The 18,399-nt window shown below is 48.3% G+C and carries 15 protein-coding genes; 8 read left to right on the top strand and 7 right to left on the bottom strand.

What is annotated here, in order from left to right; all coding sequences use genetic code 11:
* The first annotated feature begins 22 nt into the window (after positions 1-22).
* The 8 genes from NQ565_RS10725 to NQ565_RS10690 are packed head-to-tail and all read left to right on the top strand — an operon-like array spanning position 23 to position 9,855.
* Positions 23-862 (top strand): TolC family protein, encoded by an 840-nt coding sequence (locus NQ565_RS10725; RefSeq protein ID WP_005653049.1) that lies wholly within the window; start codon positions 23-25, stop codon positions 860-862.
* Positions 863-868: 6 nt separating this feature from the next.
* A complete protein-coding gene (locus tag NQ565_RS10720) occupies positions 869-3,028 on the top strand; it encodes a GumC family protein (protein WP_005653051.1) in 2,160 nt (719 codons plus the stop codon).
* A complete protein-coding gene (locus NQ565_RS10715) occupies positions 3,025-4,503 on the top strand; it encodes an O-antigen ligase family protein (RefSeq protein WP_005653053.1) in 1,479 nt (492 codons plus the stop codon). The genes NQ565_RS10720 and NQ565_RS10715 overlap by 4 nt, the downstream gene beginning before the upstream one ends.
* A complete protein-coding gene (locus NQ565_RS10710) occupies positions 4,500-5,690 on the top strand; it encodes a glycosyltransferase family 2 protein (protein ID WP_005653054.1) in 1,191 nt (396 codons plus the stop codon). The genes NQ565_RS10715 and NQ565_RS10710 overlap by 4 nt, the downstream gene beginning before the upstream one ends.
* Positions 5,691-5,702: 12 nt before the next feature.
* Positions 5,703-6,827 (top strand): glycosyltransferase family 4 protein, encoded by a 1,125-nt coding sequence (locus NQ565_RS10705; protein ID WP_005653057.1) that lies wholly within the window; start codon positions 5,703-5,705, stop codon positions 6,825-6,827.
* 13 nt (positions 6,828-6,840) lie between these two features.
* Entirely contained in the window at positions 6,841-7,968 is a 1,128-nt protein-coding gene (locus NQ565_RS10700; protein WP_005653060.1) for a glycosyltransferase family protein, read from the top strand.
* A gap of 6 nt (positions 7,969-7,974) precedes the next feature.
* Positions 7,975-8,892, top strand: coding sequence for a glycosyltransferase (locus NQ565_RS10695; RefSeq protein ID WP_005653063.1), 918 nt, complete (start codon positions 7,975-7,977; stop codon positions 8,890-8,892).
* 9 nt (positions 8,893-8,901) lie between these two features.
* Complete coding sequence (locus tag NQ565_RS10690) at positions 8,902-9,855, top strand: glycosyltransferase family 2 protein (RefSeq protein WP_005653066.1); 954 nt, start codon at positions 8,902-8,904, stop codon at positions 9,853-9,855.
* Between the two features lie 111 nt (positions 9,856-9,966).
* Here NQ565_RS10690 and NQ565_RS10685 read toward each other — a convergent pair whose 3' ends face one another.
* From NQ565_RS10685 to NQ565_RS10655, 7 genes are all read right to left on the bottom strand, one after another.
* Positions 9,967-11,496, bottom strand: coding sequence for a lipopolysaccharide biosynthesis protein (locus NQ565_RS10685; protein ID WP_040315577.1), 1,530 nt, complete (start codon positions 11,494-11,496; stop codon positions 9,967-9,969).
* A 13-nt stretch (positions 11,497-11,509) separates the two neighbouring features.
* Positions 11,510-12,406, bottom strand: a complete 897-nt coding sequence (locus NQ565_RS10680) for a glycosyltransferase family 2 protein (protein ID WP_005653073.1) — start codon at positions 12,404-12,406, stop codon at positions 11,510-11,512.
* 33 nt (positions 12,407-12,439) lie between these two features.
* Positions 12,440-13,480, bottom strand: a complete 1,041-nt coding sequence (locus tag NQ565_RS10675) for a glycosyltransferase family 2 protein (RefSeq protein ID WP_005653075.1) — start codon at positions 13,478-13,480, stop codon at positions 12,440-12,442.
* Positions 13,477-14,523, bottom strand: coding sequence for a glycosyltransferase family 2 protein (locus NQ565_RS10670; protein WP_005653077.1), 1,047 nt, complete (start codon positions 14,521-14,523; stop codon positions 13,477-13,479). Before NQ565_RS10670 ends, NQ565_RS10675 begins: the two co-directional genes overlap by 4 nt.
* A gap of 11 nt (positions 14,524-14,534) precedes the next feature.
* Positions 14,535-15,707 (bottom strand): glycosyltransferase family 2 protein, encoded by a 1,173-nt coding sequence (locus tag NQ565_RS10665; protein WP_005653078.1) that lies wholly within the window; start codon positions 15,705-15,707, stop codon positions 14,535-14,537.
* Between the two features lie 674 nt (positions 15,708-16,381).
* The gene (locus NQ565_RS10660) at positions 16,382-17,050 is read right to left on the bottom strand and encodes a bifunctional 4-hydroxy-2-oxoglutarate aldolase/2-dehydro-3-deoxy-phosphogluconate aldolase (RefSeq protein ID WP_016662773.1); all 669 of its coding nucleotides are present in this window, start codon (positions 17,048-17,050) and stop codon (positions 16,382-16,384) included.
* Positions 17,051-17,176: 126 nt separating this feature from the next.
* Positions 17,177-18,202, bottom strand: a complete 1,026-nt coding sequence (locus NQ565_RS10655; protein WP_005653084.1) for a sugar kinase — start codon at positions 18,200-18,202, stop codon at positions 17,177-17,179.
* Positions 18,203-18,399: the final 197 nt, after the last annotated feature.

Genomic DNA, 18,399 nt, shown 5'->3' with positions numbered 1-18,399 from the left:
AACTAAAAAAACAAACAGACAAATGATAAAAGCCCATACACATCCCCTATCATATCTCTGTACAGCTACATTTATTCTGTTCCTGTTGTCCCAGTCCATCCATGCCCAGACGGACATGACCCGTGAAGAGCGTATCAAAATTCTGGAGGCACTGAAAGAAAGCGATGCCATTCTGGAGAAGAGTATCTCAGGAAGCCAGCTACCGGAAACGCAACACTATATCGAAGGTTTTGATCTGCCGCCCCTTTCCGTATTTATGGATGCCGTCATAGAAAACGCCACTGTAAAGCGGGCACACTCCCAGGTAGAGCAGGTAAAGAACCAATACCGCATAGAAAAAAGAAACTGGTGGAACTACTTCCGGCTGAACGGAAATTATGCATACGGGCGTTACAACGTATTGAACGACAACAGCGATTCCTACAACGACTGGTATCAGTCCACCACAGCCAGTTCCCGGTACACCTTCAACGTAGGAGCCAGTTTCAGTGTAGGTCTCGGCGATTTATTCAACCGTCCGCTCCGGCTGAAGAACTATCGTTACAACATCGAGCAGCTTCAATACACGCAGGAAGAAGTAATGGAAGAACGGCGGCTCAAAGTGCTGGAAGCATATAACAATGTGACGGCGCAACTGGCAACCATCAAAGCCAAAGCGGAGAATGCCGCCCTCTACAACGCTCAGATGAAAATCTCGGAGAACAATTTTATACAAGGTAAAATAGACATCATCTCTCTTTCACTGGAGCGGGCGCGCCGTTCCGGAGCGGTGACTTCCTATGCCGAAGCACGCGTTTCGCTGCATAACGCCATCATTTTACTTGAGATGCTGACAAATGTAAAAATAATCAAAGGGAAATAAAATCTTATGGATATAATACAGTTTATAGCACAATTCTTCTACCGCATCCGTTACTGGCTGTTGTGGGGTGGATTTATTGTCACAGCACTGGTGGCGTACTTCACCCAGTTCCTGCCGTTCAGCTATACTGTAAACAGTAATATCTATGCCGGTGTAACCAATGTTACCAATATTGACGGCAGTAAGATTGAAAACATCAGCAGCACTTTCGACAATCTCATCAACATAGCCAAGTCCAAAAGCACATTGGAGAAGGTCTCTCTCCGCTTGCTTGCCACGAACCTTGTATATGGCGAGGAGTGGCAGGATAATATGTACATCCAGGCAAAGCACTACCGCCAACTCCTGCAGCATACACCCAAAGAAGTGCTGGCTTTGGTAGACCGTTCCTCGTTGGACAAAACCGTCGGGAACCTGCAAGCATACCGTCAGGAAAGTGCCGCCAACTTTGTATACTCCATGTTCAGCCGTCCTACGGAGTTTTACAGTTTCCACGCACTCGAGCAGATAACCGTGAAACGTCTGGGCACAAGTGACCTGATAAGTTTCACCTACACAAGTCCCGACCCGGGTATCACCCAAAACACCATCAAGATTTTAGAGGACGAACTTATCAAAGCATACGAAATACTCCGTTTCAGCGCCACGAACAGTGCCATCGCTTACTTTGAGGAGCAAGTAAGACTTGCCAAAACCAACCTCAACAAAGAAGAAGACAACCTGATGCACTATAATGTAGAGCATTCGGTAATCAACTACGACAATCAGAGTAAAGAGCTGGCGGTAACCAAATACAATTTGGACGACCGTGAGGAACTTGCCCAACGAACCTACAAAAGTGCCGTGGCTCTCCGTCGGATGCTGGAAGATAAAATGGACATCCGCGCCAAGATTATACGCGATAACACGAAGCTGCTCAAAGAACTTGAAAAAGTTACGGAACTGAACCAGAATATCCTGGAGCAGGAAATCTTTTCAACGGATACGGAACTAAAAGACAACGAACAGTTGCGACAGAACAGGACCGATTTGCGAAACTCGGAAAATAGAATCAGCCAGATTTCAGACAACCTCAACGAATACAATTTCACCAAAGAGGGTGTCGGTATCGATAATATGGTAACAGAATGGCTGATGGCATGTATCAACGAGGCAAAGACAAAGGCCGAACTGAAAGTCCTTCAGGAACGCCGGAACGACATCCTGAACCAATATCGGGAATTTGCTCCAGTGGGTACTCAAGTAAAACGTAAGGAGCGTGCCATCGGCATAGCCGAAGACACCTACCGTGAACAGCTCCGCGGACTGTCCGAAGCGCGGCTCCGCCTGCAGAACATAAAAATGACCACTGCCAACCTGCAAATCATCGCTCCACCCGAGTTCCCGCTTACCGACAACGGCCGTAAGCGCCTGCTCTACGTCGTGGCTGCTCTGATTGGCAGTTTGATATTCATTACTTTCTACTTCCTCATCATTGAACTGACAGACCGCACGCTACGGGATGCCGAACGCAGTCACCGCCTTAGCGGCCTGCCCGTCATCGCCGCATTCAACGGTATCAGCAACCTGAAGTTCCGAGGATTCCTGAAAGTATGCAACCGCCGTGCCGCCGCCTATTCCTGCCATCAGCTCGACAGGTATCTGGCAACAGGACGCCCTACCGTCATCAACCTGCTCAGTATGGAAGAGCGGGAAGGTAAAAGTTTTCTGGCCAAATATTTTGCCGACCATTGGGCTTCCGTGGGACTTCGCACCCGTATCGTAAAACACGATGTCGATTTTGAGACCAACGACAAGAAATATGTCCGGGCACAACAACTATCCGATTTCTGGCAACTGAACTCCGCCGAGCAGATACCGGACATCATTCTTGTGGAATACCCGTCCATAAGCACTGCCAGCCTGCCTTTGACCGTACTGAAACAAGCCGATGTCAACCTGCTCATAGCCAACGCCTGCCGTTTATGGGGCAAAAACGATGATATCAACCTGAAATCCATCAAAGAAATGCTGGGTGACACTCCGTTATCGCTTTATCTCAACAATGCCGACCGTGAAGTCGTGGAATCGTTCACCGGCGAATTACCGCCCAAGACACCTCTCCACAGCTTCGTCAGCCGATTGTCCCAACTGGGACTGACCGCTAAAAAAGCTGCTGTAAAATGAGTATCAAGCGAAGTTACATATCATCTCCCGCCTTAACCTTTGCCATACTCTGCATCGGTTTAGGATGTATCGTCGCAGCTACTTTAAAGCAAAATTTAGCGATAGCAGGACTGGTGGCGGCACTGCCCGCCCTCTTGTGTATTCTGATTTTTCATCTTCGCAAACCGGAACGCTTCCTATTCCTGCTATTCATTTTCAATTATTTCTTCACCCCATTGGCGCGTTACAGCCGGCAGGACGGACTCAGCATACTGTCGGACATCATCTGGTGGAGCGTGCTTCTCATCGTCATCGTCCAGACGGCGCTGCACTACCGTTTTCCCTGGAAACAGGCCGTCAACATTCTCACCATAGGGGGTGCCGTACTGGCGGTGTACTGCCTTATGGAAGTCGTCAACCCCACCGCATCCCTGGAAGCATGGATTTATTCCAGGGGATTCATTTACAATACGTTTCTCGTGTCTCTAATCACGGTGCTGCTGGCAACATCCTATAAACAAATCAGCCGGCTGATATTCCTGTTCTCCATACTTACGCTCATCGCCATACTGAAAGGCCTCTGCCAGAAATTCATCGGTTTCGACGCCGTCGAATACAATGCCATGATGGAAAGCGGCATGTACAAGACGCACTTGCTGCCCCAGATCACCCGCTACTTCTCCATCTTTACCGATGCGGGGAATTACGGTTCCAACATGGGATTCACCTGCGCGCTGTTCGGTATTGCCGGCTTGTTCAGCAAGAAGTCCAGCCTGAAAGTATATTACTTTTCCATCTCCGCACTCTCATTATACTCGATGTTCATTACAGGTACCCGAGGAGCTATCGTAGTGCCCCTGGGCAGTCTGTTGCTTTTTGCGCTTATCAGCAAGAACATCAAACTGATGAGCGCTGCCGCAGTGGGAGGAATTTGCATCTATGTTTTCTTCGCATTTACATACGTGGGAGAAAGCAACTACATGATACGGCGCATGCGCACGGCATTCCGTCCCAATAAAGACGCGTCCTATCTGGTAAGAAAGCAGAACCAGAAAAAGCTGGCGGAGTATCTCAGGAACAGACCGTTCGGCGAGGGGATCGGCCTGGGCGGTGTGGAAGCCCGGAGATTCGGAAGCAGGCTGACAACCACCATTCCCAATGACTCCACCTACGTCAAGATATGGACGGAAACGGGCGTTGTGGGCATTCTCCTTTACCTGCTGATTTATGCGGGCAGCCTGCTATGGGGATGCTACTGCATCATGTTCAAAATAAGGAATGACGAGCTGCGCCACCTGCTCACCGCACTTGCCTGCGGCATATTCGGCATGATGCTCAGCGCCTACGGGAACGCATTCTTCACCCAGTTCCCCACCGGCATTATGATGATTATGTTCCTGGGCATACTGATGAACGGAAAATATATAGACGAACGTCTGACGATTGAAAAACAGCAGGCATTATTAACCACAACTAAAAAAGATTCGATGCTATGATGTCCAACATTTTTAACATATTCAGCATAGACTGGTGGATGGATGAGAGCAACAATGCGCTACAAATGACAGATTCCGTCCTATTCCTGCTGCTGGCTATTCCGGTAGCCTACCTGTTTCTCTGCGCACTCTTCTCGCTCGGAAAGTACAAGAACCCTTATCCGGCGGCAGCCGTACAGCACCGTTTCTTAGTGCTTTTTACCGTATTGCGCAACGGGAAAGAAGTAATTGAATCCGTCAACCGCTTTCTGGACACCCAGCAATACCCGCGCGACAAATACGACGTTGCCGTAGCAGCCACCCAACTGCCCGAAGAGGACCTTGTCACCCTGCTGCAAATGCCCGTAAACATCGTAGTGCCCGACAAGGAATACTGCACCAAAGTCTACGCCATCCAGCAGGTTATGGAACGCTACGCTCCCGACGAATACGACCTGATTGTCATCTTCAATTCCGATAACCATATCGTGCCGAACGCCCTCAGCATGTTCAACAACGCCTACTACTCCGGTTGCGATTCCATCCAGGCACACCGCATAGCGGAGAACCTGAATACCAGCATCGCTGTTCTCAATGCCACCAGCGAAGAAATCAACAACAATCTTTTCCGTCTGGCACATACCCGCATGGGCTTTTCCTCGGCTCTCATAGGTTCGGCAATGGCATTCGATTTCGCCATGTTCCATGAACGTGCTCCCAAGCTGAAAGGCTCCGATATAAGCAAGGCGATGGAAACCGTACTGCTGGAACAGAACATCTACACCGAATATCTGGCGGAAGTGGTATGTTACAGCAAGAAAGAAGATAATGCAGACGGCTACCAGACGCAACGCATCAGTTGGATCCGTTCGCAATATACCAGCACATTCTTTGCATTGAAGTATCTCCCGCTGGTATTGCTGAAAGGTGAATGGGACTATGCCCTCAAACTTTTTCAGTGGCTGATGCCTTCCCGTTTCCTGCTTATCGCACTAATTCTGCTATGCACGGCAGGCATCACCCTGCTGAACTGGACCTGGGCTCCCAAGTGGTACGTACTGCTTGCAACGCTTATCCTCACCTTCCTCATGGCACTGCCCGAAGGAGAAGTAAGCCGCCGTCTCCGCAAAGCCATCTGGGCGCTCCCGGTACTTATGTTTACAGCCGTATTCAGCCATATAAAACGGTTCTTCTATAAAAAGAAATAAGGAGTACACAGCATGAAGATAGCCATAGAAGCCCAACGGATTTTCCGTCCCGACAAGCACGGCATGGATTTCGTAGCACTGGAAACCATCCGCGAATTGCAGAAACGGAACGACGGCAATGAATACTACATTATCGTGGCTCCGGGCAAAGACCATTGCCTGGAAGAATCTGCCAACCTCTCCATTGTGGAAGTGGCGTGTCCCACCTACCCGCTTTGGGAACAGATAGCCCTGCCGCTGGCGGTGAAACGTTTAGGGGCGGACCTGCTGCATTGCACGTCCAACACAGCCCCGCTCTGCTGTCCGGTTCCGCTGGTGCTGACACTCCACGACATCATCTATCTGGAACCCCGCCAACAGCGCAGTCCCTCGCTTTATCAGGAAATGGGCCGGCACTACCGCCGCCTCACCGTACCACGGATTCTGAAGAAATGCCGGAAAATCATTACCGTTTCGCACTTCGAACGCAACCGCATCCGCGAAGCCCTGAACATTCCCGCCGACCGTATCACAACCATTTACAACGGCTACAACAGACATTTCCGTCCGATGGACGACATAGACATGCAGACAGTAAACCGCTACATCCCCCAAAAAGACTTCCTGTTCTTCCTGGGAAACACGGACCCTAAAAAGAATACGGCGCGGGTGCTGAAAGCCTACAGCCTTTATCTGGAAAAATCGTCCGTAAGGCGTCCGCTGCTCATCGCAGACCTCAACGAAACCTATATAGACAGGCTGCTGCAACAGGAAAACATCAGTAACCGCCTGAAACGGCACCTATTCTATCCCGGCTATATCCACAACGCCGACCTCGCCACGCTGTACAATGCAGCATTCGCTTTCCTCTACCCCTCGCTGCGCGAGAGTTTCGGCATCCCTCTGGTGGAAGCTATGGCTTGCGGCACTCCCATCATTACGGGAAACACCTCTTCCATGCCCGAAATAGGCGGTCCGGACATACTTGCCGCAGATCCCCGCCAACCGGAAGAAATAGCCGGTGCAGTGCTGCGTCTCGAAAATGAAGACGCGCTCTATCGGCAGCAACGGGAATACGGACTGCTGCGCGCCCGGCAATTCTCGTGGAAAAAGACAGCCGATGAGCTGATTCAGGTATATCAATCACTCGACATATAAATGACCTCCGCCCATGAAAACCCTTTTTCTTGTCTTTTACGGATTTCAGGAATACAACGGTATCAGTAAGAAAATCAGATACCAGGCGGACGCCCTCAGGCTATGCGGGACAGATGTACGCACCTGCCACTACGAGGTTGGCAACGACGGCAGCCGGAAGTGGATGATAGACGAAGATGTGCTTGCCGATTTGGGCAAAGGAATACCCGCCAAAATAAAAAAACGGCTGTCGTTCGCCCCTATCCTGCAATACGTTCGCCGGGAAGGCATACAATGCGTATATATCCGCTCCTATCACAACGCCAACCCCTTTACCATACACTTCGTGAGGATGCTGAAAAAGCAGGGTGTAAGAGTGCTGCTGGAGATACCCACATATCCCTATGACCACGAATATTCTTCCGGCATGGAGAAAGTACAGTTGTACACGGACAAGCTGTTCCGCCATGCGTTCTGCAGGTACGTCGATTTCATTGTAACCTTCTCCAGCGATGACCGGATATTCGGTCGCCCCACCATCCGCATATCCAACGGAATAGATTTCGCCCGCATCCCCCTGCGCTCTCCCCGGCACGGCACGAGCAAGGAACTCCACCTGATAGGAGCTGCCGAAATCCACTTCTGGCATGGTTTCGACCGGTTGCTGAAAGGCCTGGGAGCATATTACGGCAACAACCCCGAATATAAAGTCTATTTCCATCTGATAGGCAAACCGAGCGGCAGGCGGGAAGAGAAAGACATTGCAACACTCATCCGCCGGTACTGCTTGCAGCCGTTCGTCACCCTGTACGGAGCAAAGCATGGCGAGGAGTTGGACGCGCTTTTCAACCGGGCAGACTTTGCCATAGGCAGTCTGGCACGGCATCGCAGCGGCATATACAACATCAAGACCCTGAAAAACAGGGAATATGCGGCGCGTGGGTTCGGCTTCGTCTACTCCGAAACGGACGATGATTTCGACCGCATGCCCTACACGCTGAAAGTGCCCGCCGACGAAAGTCCCGTCAGCATCCCCGCCCTGATAGAGTTCTTCCAGCACATGACCGTGACGCCTCGGGAAATAAGAGATTCCATCCGACACCTTTCTTGGGAAGAACAGATGAAAAAAGTGTATGAACAGATTGTCCGAATAAAAAAGTAAAATACCATGCCCGAAGTTTCCGTTATCATCCCCATATACAACACGGCTGCCTACCTGCGCAAGGCGCTGGACAGCATTTGCGGCCAGACCCTGAAAGAACTGGAGATAATCCTTATCGACGACGGCTCTACCGACGGAAGCCGCGGCATCATCGAAGAATACGCGAAACGCGACGCAAGAATCCGGTGGTACGCGCAGCCCAACCAGGGATTATCCGTTGCACGCAACCGAGGATTGCTGCATGCTACCGGCAAGTACATATATTTTATGGACAGTGACGACATATTGGATACGCAAGCCCTCCGGCGCTGCCATGATTTGTGCGAGAAAAGAGAACTGGACTTCATCTTCTTCGATGCAAAACCGCTGACGGAGTCGGCTGACAGCCAGAATATTCCCAATTATGACAGAAAAGGGAAAATAGACGAATCCGTACATTCCGGCATGGAAATGCTGGATTATGAGCTGAGCAACCGCCTGTTCCTCACTCCCGTTTACCTGTGCATGGTCAATCGCCTGTTCCTGAAAAAATGCTTCACTTGCTTTCATCCCGGCATTATCCACGAAGACCATTCTTTCACTATGATGATTTATCTGAATGCACAAAGAACGTGCTACGTTCCCGAGGCTTTCTTCGGGCGAAGGATACGTCCCCACTCCATTATGACCAGTCGCTTCGGAATGCGCAACATCGAGGGATACACCACCGTATGTACCCAAATGCAGGCACTCGGGCAAGAACATCCCGAATGGAAAACGCTCATCCGCAAATACCTGTCCTACACCCTGAACGATGTAATCTGGGCGGGACACCGGATGTCGCTGCTTGAAAAAACAGAAACCGCCTGCCGCTTCAGACGCCTGCGGCTCGGAAAATATGTAAGCTTCAGAAACTGGGCTGTATTCTGGCTGAAGAAAAAATAGGAAAAGACCATGAAAGCGCTTGTTTCCATCATCACCGTCAACTATAACGGGTTGCGCGATACCTGCGAAATGATAGACTCTTTCCGCAACCACGAAACCTATCCGCACTACGAAATCATCGTTGTGGACAATGGTTCGCGCCTGCCCGAAGCGGAAGAAATACAGGAACGATACAGGAGTAACCTCGTACCGGACGGCTCCTTATCAGGCAGCCCTGCATCGGACAACCCCGCCTCCTTTCCTCCGGTCAAAGTGGTGCGGAACATCAACAACGGATTTGCCGGCGGCAACAATGCCGGACTGAAAGCCGCCGGAGGAGATTATCTCTTTTTCATCAACAACGACACCCTCATCAAAGAACCGGTACTGGATGCGTTGGTACGACGCATGGAGTGCGACCCGCAACGTAACGGCGGCGTATCGCCCATGTTGAAATTCGCTGCTTGTCCGGACATCCTGCAATATGCAGGCTTCACTCCTCTAAGTTCCCTTACACTGCGCAACACATCCATCGGATTCATGCAACAGGACGGCCCGCGCTTCCGTACTCCCTGCGAAACCGCCTCATTGCACGGAGCCGCCATGATGGTAAGCCGGCAGGCGCTACAGGATGCAGGCCCCATGAGCGAAATATATTTCCTTTTTTACGAAGAGCTGGACTGGTCTGCACAGCTTAGGAAAGCCGGTTACCGCCTATGGTACGAACCTACTGCCGTAGTCTACCACAAAGAGAGCATGACGGCGAAGCGAGGCAGTCCGATGCGGGAGTTCTACCTGTCGCGCGCCCGCGTGCTCTTCGCCCGCCGGAATCTGCAAGGCATCAGGAAATACCTGTCTTGCACCTACCTCTGCATCCTCGCCGCTCCTAAAAAAGCGGCCGTATATCTGCTGCACGGACAAGGCACACTTGCCAAGGCAACGCTATGCGGCACTTATCGGGGAATGTTCGTTCAGTACCGATAAAAGTTTATCCCCATTAAACTCATAGTTTATTAGGAATAAACTTCCGGTTCAATAGGAATAAACTTTCAGTTTAATGGGGATAAACTATAATAAACTCCACATGTATGCATTCTATTTACGCCGCAAACGCTTCACCAGCGAACGCATCCCTGCCGAACAGCAATAGAAGCTGCTGCACAATATCAGCAGAAATACCAGAGAGGAGACCAGCGCATATACAATCCACATGCCATATCCCCGGGACGGCTCCGCCAACGGAAGGAAACAAAGTACCGCATCCGTCAGCCCCCATGCAAGAACGGCAAGCAGCAGATACCGGAATATATTTTTCCAATATGACTTCACGGACATTTTAAACCCCTCTTTGTAAAGGAAGTAAGGCTTCCAGATACTGATAACGGTTATCGAACTGGCTATATCTCCCAGCAATACTCCCGGAAGTCCCCACAAATAGCCGCCTGCCAATGCCACCGCTACTGTTATCGCCAGTGTGGCAACCGGCGCCCATGTGTCGTGAAACAGTCCGTAACCGAAAATGAACTGGTCGTTCGTACCCCTGAACTGACTGATAAAGAAGTTGGTAAGAATCACAATCAAGACGGAACGGGGCAGTATGTACTCCTCGCCCAGCCACACCGTAATGAACGGGTCCATCAGATGATACAACGCGAACGTCAGAAACGAGGCTATCAAAAAGCGCAATGAGCTTAACTCCCAAAATACCTGCTGGATACGCTTCATATCCCCCTCGGCTATCAGACTGCCCACCCCTGCGCCGGTACTGCCCAGAAAGTTATCGACAAACTGATTCAGCTTGGTGAGCAGCAGCATATAGTTACCGTAATACGCCACCAGTTTCAATGAAGTAAATGCGTAGACCAGAAAAGGCAAAAGCTGCGTTCTGCCCATTCCCGCCAGCTTATGCACAAACATCTGACGGGCTTTACGCACAATAATCCTATTCTCCGGATATTTCAGTCTGCCTTCCGACACACTGCACTTCAGCCACGGATATACCCGGTTTATCTTCCAGTTCAGTATGAACGAATACAAAATGCCGAATGTCAGTTCAATGGCTATCCACAGATAAAGACTGCCCACGTAGCATACCAATGCTATTTGCAGGAGAATCTTGACGATATTGGCCGTTTGAAAATAAACAGTGACTACATAGTTGCGCTGGTCGGCGCCCAGCAGGGTTTGCCGATAATTAACAAAATAACTGATGAGAGCGGAAGTCAAAAATGCAAAATAAGCAAAATAGATTACTCCAAGGCGAATGCCGGCATCGGCGAATATATAGGGCAGGAAGCAGGCCAAAAGCAGTCCCGCACCCAAAATCAGCAGTCCTACGTTACGATAGAGATAAGCCAGTACCGAGACAATCTCCTTTATCCTGTCCCGATTTCCGTCGAAAATCGGTTTGTAAAGCACATAGCCGATGGAAGCTCCGATGCCCAGCTCCGCCAGATTGAGAAATCCAAGCAGGTTCTGCATCGTACTCGTCAGCCCGACAAAGTCCGCCCCCAGTTTCTCAAGAAATATCTTCCTGGAGAAAAAGGAGATGAAAAGGGTGACAAGGTAAAAGAATACATTGACACGCGCATTCAGATAGCTTTTATGGAGGCGGGATTCTGACATTGTAAAACATTATTTATAAAACCTTGGTTATGGAAGTACAATGAAACTTACTTTTCAACAGTTCTGCAAAAGTCCTGTATATGTTTTTCCAACTTTCAAACCGAAGATAAATACACAAAGCTCTACAATATCCTTTACTGCCGAAGTGCTTGCGGCAATCCGTCACACGGGAATAACTGTAAAGTACCTTATCGCTACGCCCTATATCCAGCAAAAAGCGGTTGTAACGGCAAGCAACCTTTACACGGGCAAGAAGAGTGTCTGACCGCACTCCATACTGCAATGAATCTTTTCTGACTGTGACACAATAAACATACCCGGAACATGCCGCTACTTTACGGGCATGGTAATCCACATAAGCGGCAAACATGGCATCGTTGGCGGCAACCGTTTCATCAAAGCAAATACGGTATCTGCGCACCAATTCTGCGGAAACCATCTTAGCCCAGGGTACGTCGTTACGGTATTTCAGAATTTCAAGGTCCATGTCCTCCGCTATTTTCCCATTATGGACCTGGCGTGACGGAACCGGAGCCAGTGTATCCGAATCGACTGTTTCCGCACGGAACGTAATCAAGTCATAGTCCGTATTCCGGTAAGTATCCAATACGTTCAGGAAGCCGGGCAGAAAGAAATCATCGGCATCCGCAAATACCAGCCATCTGCCTTTGGCTCTGGCAAGTCCGCAATTACGGGCATAACCGGCTCCTCTGCCCTCTTTGGTAAAGAGAATCTCCACATCCGCCCTGTCACTGCCCGGAAAATGAGCAAAGTCCACAACATCCGGGGAACTGTCATCATCTGCCACGATAATCTGCACATCGTCCCTGGGCGGAATGGAATCGAGACACCGTTGCAACAGGCAAGGTATGTCCTTATGGGGAATAATGATTGAATATAGAATTTCCATTTCTTCTTATCGTAAAATGAAACCAGACCTGCCCTATGCCTTTTCGGAATAACCGAATACGTACCTGAACAGGCAACTGCAAAGTATGGACATATAGAGATTATAACAAAAGCAGAAACCATGCAACAGGAACTGCCTGCCCCACTTGTCCGCTTTATATCCGGGATGATAAAACTCTTTCATAAAAGAGCGCTGTTCCGCTGCCAACCGGCGCAAATGTTGTGTCCGTAATGAGAAAGGAACTTTCCCGGCAGAGCGATAGTCGGCAATCAATGCACGCTGGAAAAACAGCACGACAAAGGAGAAAGCTGTTCTCATATCCGCCACATTCAAGTCTAACTTTCCGGCAAGCCGTACAGTAATCGATTTATATAATTTGAAAGTTGCATACTCCGATGCAAAATCATTCAGACGCTTTGTCAAAGAACCGGGTACGTCGCAATAGACATAATCTACATGGCTGCCTACAACCACCTGCCGGCAATGAAACAAATATTGAAAATTGAATATCGTATCTTCACCGAAAGAAATCTCTGCTGGAAAGCGTAACCCCAACCGCTCAATGAGAACCCGGCTGAAAAGTTTGGCAACCGGTCCCCGCATATCCCGCATCTCATCATTGAGAAACAGCTCCCTGACATCTCTACCGGTATAGACCGACGGAATAAAAGAGGTTGTATATTGCCTGTCTGCCTGCTCCGACACAATTGTAAATCCCTGTACAACAATGGAGTCCAGATTCAAAGGCCTTTCCTCATAGAGATGTTTCAGATAGTCCGTACCTACATAATCGTCCGAATCGACAAAAACGATATACTCTCCTTTCGCTTCATCCAGCCCCTTGTTGCGGGCCGTACTGACACCTGCATTCGTTTGATGCAGCACACGGATGCGGCAGTCTCTTTCAGCCCAGTCATGGCATATCTTGCCGCTGTTGTCAGGACTGCCGTCATCGATTAACAACAATTCAAAAGCTGTAAAAGACTGGGCAAGCAGACTTGCGATACAACGGGAAAGGTATTTTTCTGCCTTATAGACCGGTATTATTACAGATATGACACATTGTTCCATCATCTTTCCGCTCCAAACATATACCTGAACTTAATTCCCCACAGGCAGCGCATCCACACATCAAAAGCAACCGCACCGACATTGACCAGCAAAAACCTTGAGAACTTATCCACCTTATACCGGGGAGAGAAGCATTCTTCTATCCACCTCCTGTGGGATGAAAGCAACTGACGCAAAAAAACAATCCGCTCTTTTCGGCTATAATGATTCTCTTTCTTATAGATTGCCAACAGGATTTTATGAAAAAACACCGTTAATGAATCCCATACCCCGACCAAAGAGGAATCCTCCAACCGATAGGTTTCCTTATATCGGCATACTCTTTCCAGATAGTTGGAAAAAGCGGCGTATTCGCTGCGGAAATCTTTTATGCAAGTGGATAATGTAGCCATAGAATATCCCACCCTATATATATAGGTGGAAGTATCGCGGATAAGCAGATAATCCGAATAAGGAAGATAGTCGAGCATAAAGAGCATATCTTCCAATCCCGACACAGCAGGAACAAACCGGATACCGTGTTCCTTTATCAGCCTGTTGTCATACAGCTTTGCCCAGGCATACATTACGTACTTTCCAACCAGTTCTGCAAGCACACGCGAACAGTCCATCGGCAAGATGGTTTGTTGCGGAACATGAACGGTATGCAAAGAACCGTCGGGAAACAGTTTATCGAACCCGCAGATTACCGTTCCTCTTTGAGACTTATCGGCAGGCAATGATGCGTAAAGCTCCTGCAAATAGGTGGAAGTGACGTAATCGTCCGAATCGACAAATGCAATATAAGTCCCCGATGCGTGCTCCAGCCCTTTGTTCCGGGCGCAACTCAACCCTGCATTCTCCTGATGGAAAACTCTTACTCTCTTATCCTTACCCGCATATTCATCACAGATTTCCCCGCAACGGTCCGGGCTGCCGTCATCTACCAACAGCAACTCGAAATCAGTAAACGTTTGCGATAAAATGCTGCTTATACATTCGGCCAAGTATTGCTCGACGTTATATACAGGCACTATCACTGATATTTCGGGGATGTTCCGTTCCATGGCATAATTTTTCAATCGACTCCGTGCGTGGTATGAATAAACCGCCTGTTCGCTTCCTTCAGCCGGAACAGGTTCAAAAGCATCAGCAGGAAAGAGTAAGGAACCCAACAAACCGCTTTCAGCAAACGCCATTTCCAATATTTGCGGGGAATGGCGAGAGCCAGCGCCAACAGCAACAGTATGAATATCCCCCACCATTTACAGGCCGACGGAGACGCGAACAGGGAATGTGCGAGGGAAATTATGAACACAAAGCCCAGCAGCAACACTCTGGAAAGAGAGATTTGCTGATAAAGCTTATCGCAGAAGTCCCACTTCCCGCTGCGAATGGCAGGTAGCAGGTGATTGGCAAACTCAAAGAAACTGTAATACTGGGCGGACAGCCAACGGCGACGCTGCTTGTAAAAGCTGTTCGCTTTCTGTATCTTCTCGTCCCTGACGATAGTATCGGGCAGATAATGAATGTGTATGCTCTTATAAAGAAGCTTCATTTCCAGCACGCGGTCAAAACCGCCCACAGAAGTGTTATCCATCATCGCATCGTAAAACAAGGGATATTCAAAGGCCATCCCCGAACCTATCAGAGCCGCCGACATTCCCAAATTGACATGTCCCAAACGGAATATGGAATTGTTTATCTCCTCGCTGATTGCATCCAGATAGGCCATACCGGTATTCAGATTCTTGGCCACGCGATGTGTCTGTACCACCCGGACGCCGGACACGGAGAAAGCATCGTTCAGCTCGGACAGGTAGGAAGGAGCAATAATGTTATCCGCATCTATTACCAATGCTATGTCGTAAGCGGCTTTGTCCAAATATCCGAGGGCTGCTTGCAGGGATTTGGTATTGGTGCTCTTCTCAAAATCGACTTGAAGCAGCTTTATGGGAAGTGAAGACAAAACTGCATTGGTTTCGGGCCGCATGTGGTCCGAAATAACCACAACATCATATCTGTCATCCGGATAATCCTGCGCCAGACAGGCATGCACGGTAGGCAATATAACCGCATCTTCGCGATAAGCGGCAATGAACACAGCAAAACGCTTGCTTGTCCGGGCCGGTGCGGTAACGAACGGCTTGTAACGGCACAGCGATGCCAGACTGCACACCAGCAGATATGCCACATTTATCGCGAATAAAATGTATAGCAACCAATCAAGAGTATATAACAAGTGTTCCAAAATCCATGCAATTTAAGCCTGTTGTTCTATGTTCCGGAAAGCCTGCCTGCCGGACATTCGTTACAAAGATACAAAAAACGGGAAGAGTTTGGACAGAATATACAAAAAAGTGAGCATAAAATACAGAAATAAAAAAACGAGCAAGCTCTTCCGAACCCCTCGCCTCGTGTAAGAAAAGCCCAAAGGCTTTTCTTTTTTTACTTGCATCAAATTTTTGTTACCTGAAAATCAATCTTTCTTTTTACCTCTAAAAAACAAACTTCAATTACCTATTAAATAACACTTAATGTTTAACTTTTACCTTTTTCTAATTACCTACTTTAATCTAAAACTTTTACCTATGAATTAATTCAATCTTTTTACCTCTTAACTAATTACCTATACTGAAAACTTTATCTTTTTATTCTTTTATAAGAGCAATTTCCCAACTGCATTGCAAAGGTAATACTTTTTTCCGTGTGCGCAAACAGGAGGGGAAAGAAGTGTGTGTTTTATAACATTGTTTTAGAGATTAAGCGTCTCTTTTACACTTGTAAACAGTTAAAATGCTACCAATGTGACACACTATCCGCCGAAAGCATTACACCGGGTATAAAAAAACAAACCACCGAAGTGCCGTAGCACCTCGATGGTTGTCCCCTTTAAACACCTTTAAACAAAATGAAATATAATAATTACTTTCTTGCTTCTGCAATGTAAGCCAAAGCTTCCTTACATTTCTCCGTAACGTAAGTCCAGTCCTCGGCAGCAACCTTATCGCTCGGGAAGAGCTTGGAACCCATACCTACGCAGAATACGCCGGCTTTAATCCAAGAAGTCAGGTTTTCCTGTGTCGGTTCCACACCGCCGGTAACCATCAGCTTAGACCACGGCATCGGAGCCAACAGACCTTTTACAAGTTTAGTGCCCAGTACATCACCCGGGAATATCTTGCAAAGGTCGCAACCTACTTCCTGTGCGAAACCAACTTCTGAAACGCTTCCGCATCCCGGAGTGTAAGCTACCAAACGGCGGTTGCAAATCTTAGCGATTTCGGGGTTGAACAACGGGCCTACAATGAAGTTTGCACCCAATTGCAGGTACAGTGCCGCAGTAGCAGGGTCTACGATAGAACCTACACCCATAGCCATTTCAGGGCATTCTTTTGCTGCGAACTTCACAACTTCTGCAAATACTTCGTGAGCAAAGTCACCGCGGTTGGTAAACTCGAATGCACGAACACCACCATCGTAACAAGCTTTCACTACTTTCTTTGCCACTTCTGCATCTTTGTGGTAGAATACAGGAACCATACCGGTTGAACCAATTTTGTTCAATACGGCTATTTTATCAAATTTTGCCATTGTATTAATCAGTAATTTAATGTATGGAAATAACTCTTTTTCTGTTCTTTCAGACACGGATTAGTAGCGTGTTCTTTGCGTGATTATTACACCGGAATCCGTGGAATCCGTGCCTGAAAAAAATCATTAGCGTTGTACACGACCGCTTGCGTCACCGCCTGCCAGCGCTTCTACCTCCTCAACTGAAACGAGGTTGAAGTCACCGTTGATAGTGTGCTTCAAAGCGGAAGCAGCCACTGCGAATTCGAGGGCAGCGCCCTGGTTGGGCTTAGTCAGCAAACCGTGGATGATACCGCCTGAGAAAGAGTCACCGCCACCTACGCGGTCGATGATCGGATTGATATCGTAACGTTTTGATTCGTAGAATTCCTCACCGTTGTAAATCATTGCTTTCCAACCGTTGTGCGTTGCCGAGAATGATTCACGCAATGTAGAAATAACGTATTTGAAACCGAATTCCTTAGCCATAGCCTTGAAGATGCCTTTGTAGCCTTCTGCATCTGTCTTACCGCCTTCTACATCGGCATCGGGTTTGAAACCGAGGCAGAGTTCGGCGTCTTCTTCGTTACCGATGCAAACGTCTACGTATTGCATCAACGGTTTCATGATGGACTGAGCTTTTTCCTTTGTCCAAAGTTTCTTACGGAAGTTAAGGTCTACCGATACCGTAACGCCGTGGCGCTTGGCAGCTTCGCAAGCCAGACGGGTAAGTTCGGCAGCCTTGTCGGAGATAGCGGGAGTGATACCTGACCAGTGGAACCAATCTGCACCTTCCATGATAGCGTCGAAATCGAAATCCGCTGCATCGGCTTCAGCAATTGCAGAATGGGCACGGTCGTAAATCACTTTGCTGGGACGCATAGATGCACCGGTTTCCAGATAATAGATACCTACGCGGTCGCCACCACGTGCGATGAAGTCTGTCTTTACACCATATTTGCGCAAAGCGTTCACTGCCGACTGACCGATTTCGTGTTTCGGCAATTTTGTTACAAAGTAAGCATCATGACCGTAGTTAGCACAGCTGACAGCAACGTTAGCCTCACCGCCGCCATATACTACATCAAAAGAATCGGACTGTACGAAACGAGTGTTGCCCGGAGTGGACAGTCTCAACATAATCTCACCTAATGTAACGACTTTCTTTCCCATAATTCTATGTTTTTATTAAATACTATGATTAAATTGTTTCTTTCAAATTATCACATCAGCTCCTATTAAAAAGCTAAACACCTGATACCATGCAGAGTAAACTAAAAGACAGCTCGTTCTTCATAGCTTTCGTGTGCGGGCACAAATATACAACAATTTTCGTAATTACAAAAATTGTTATATATTTGTATCGAAAA

Origin of the sequence: Bacteroides stercoris ATCC 43183 (assembly GCF_025147325.1) — a bacterium.
GTDB classification, from domain to species: Bacteria; Bacteroidota; Bacteroidia; order Bacteroidales; family Bacteroidaceae; genus Bacteroides; species Bacteroides stercoris.
This window is presented reverse-complemented; position numbering and strand designations above follow the sequence as displayed.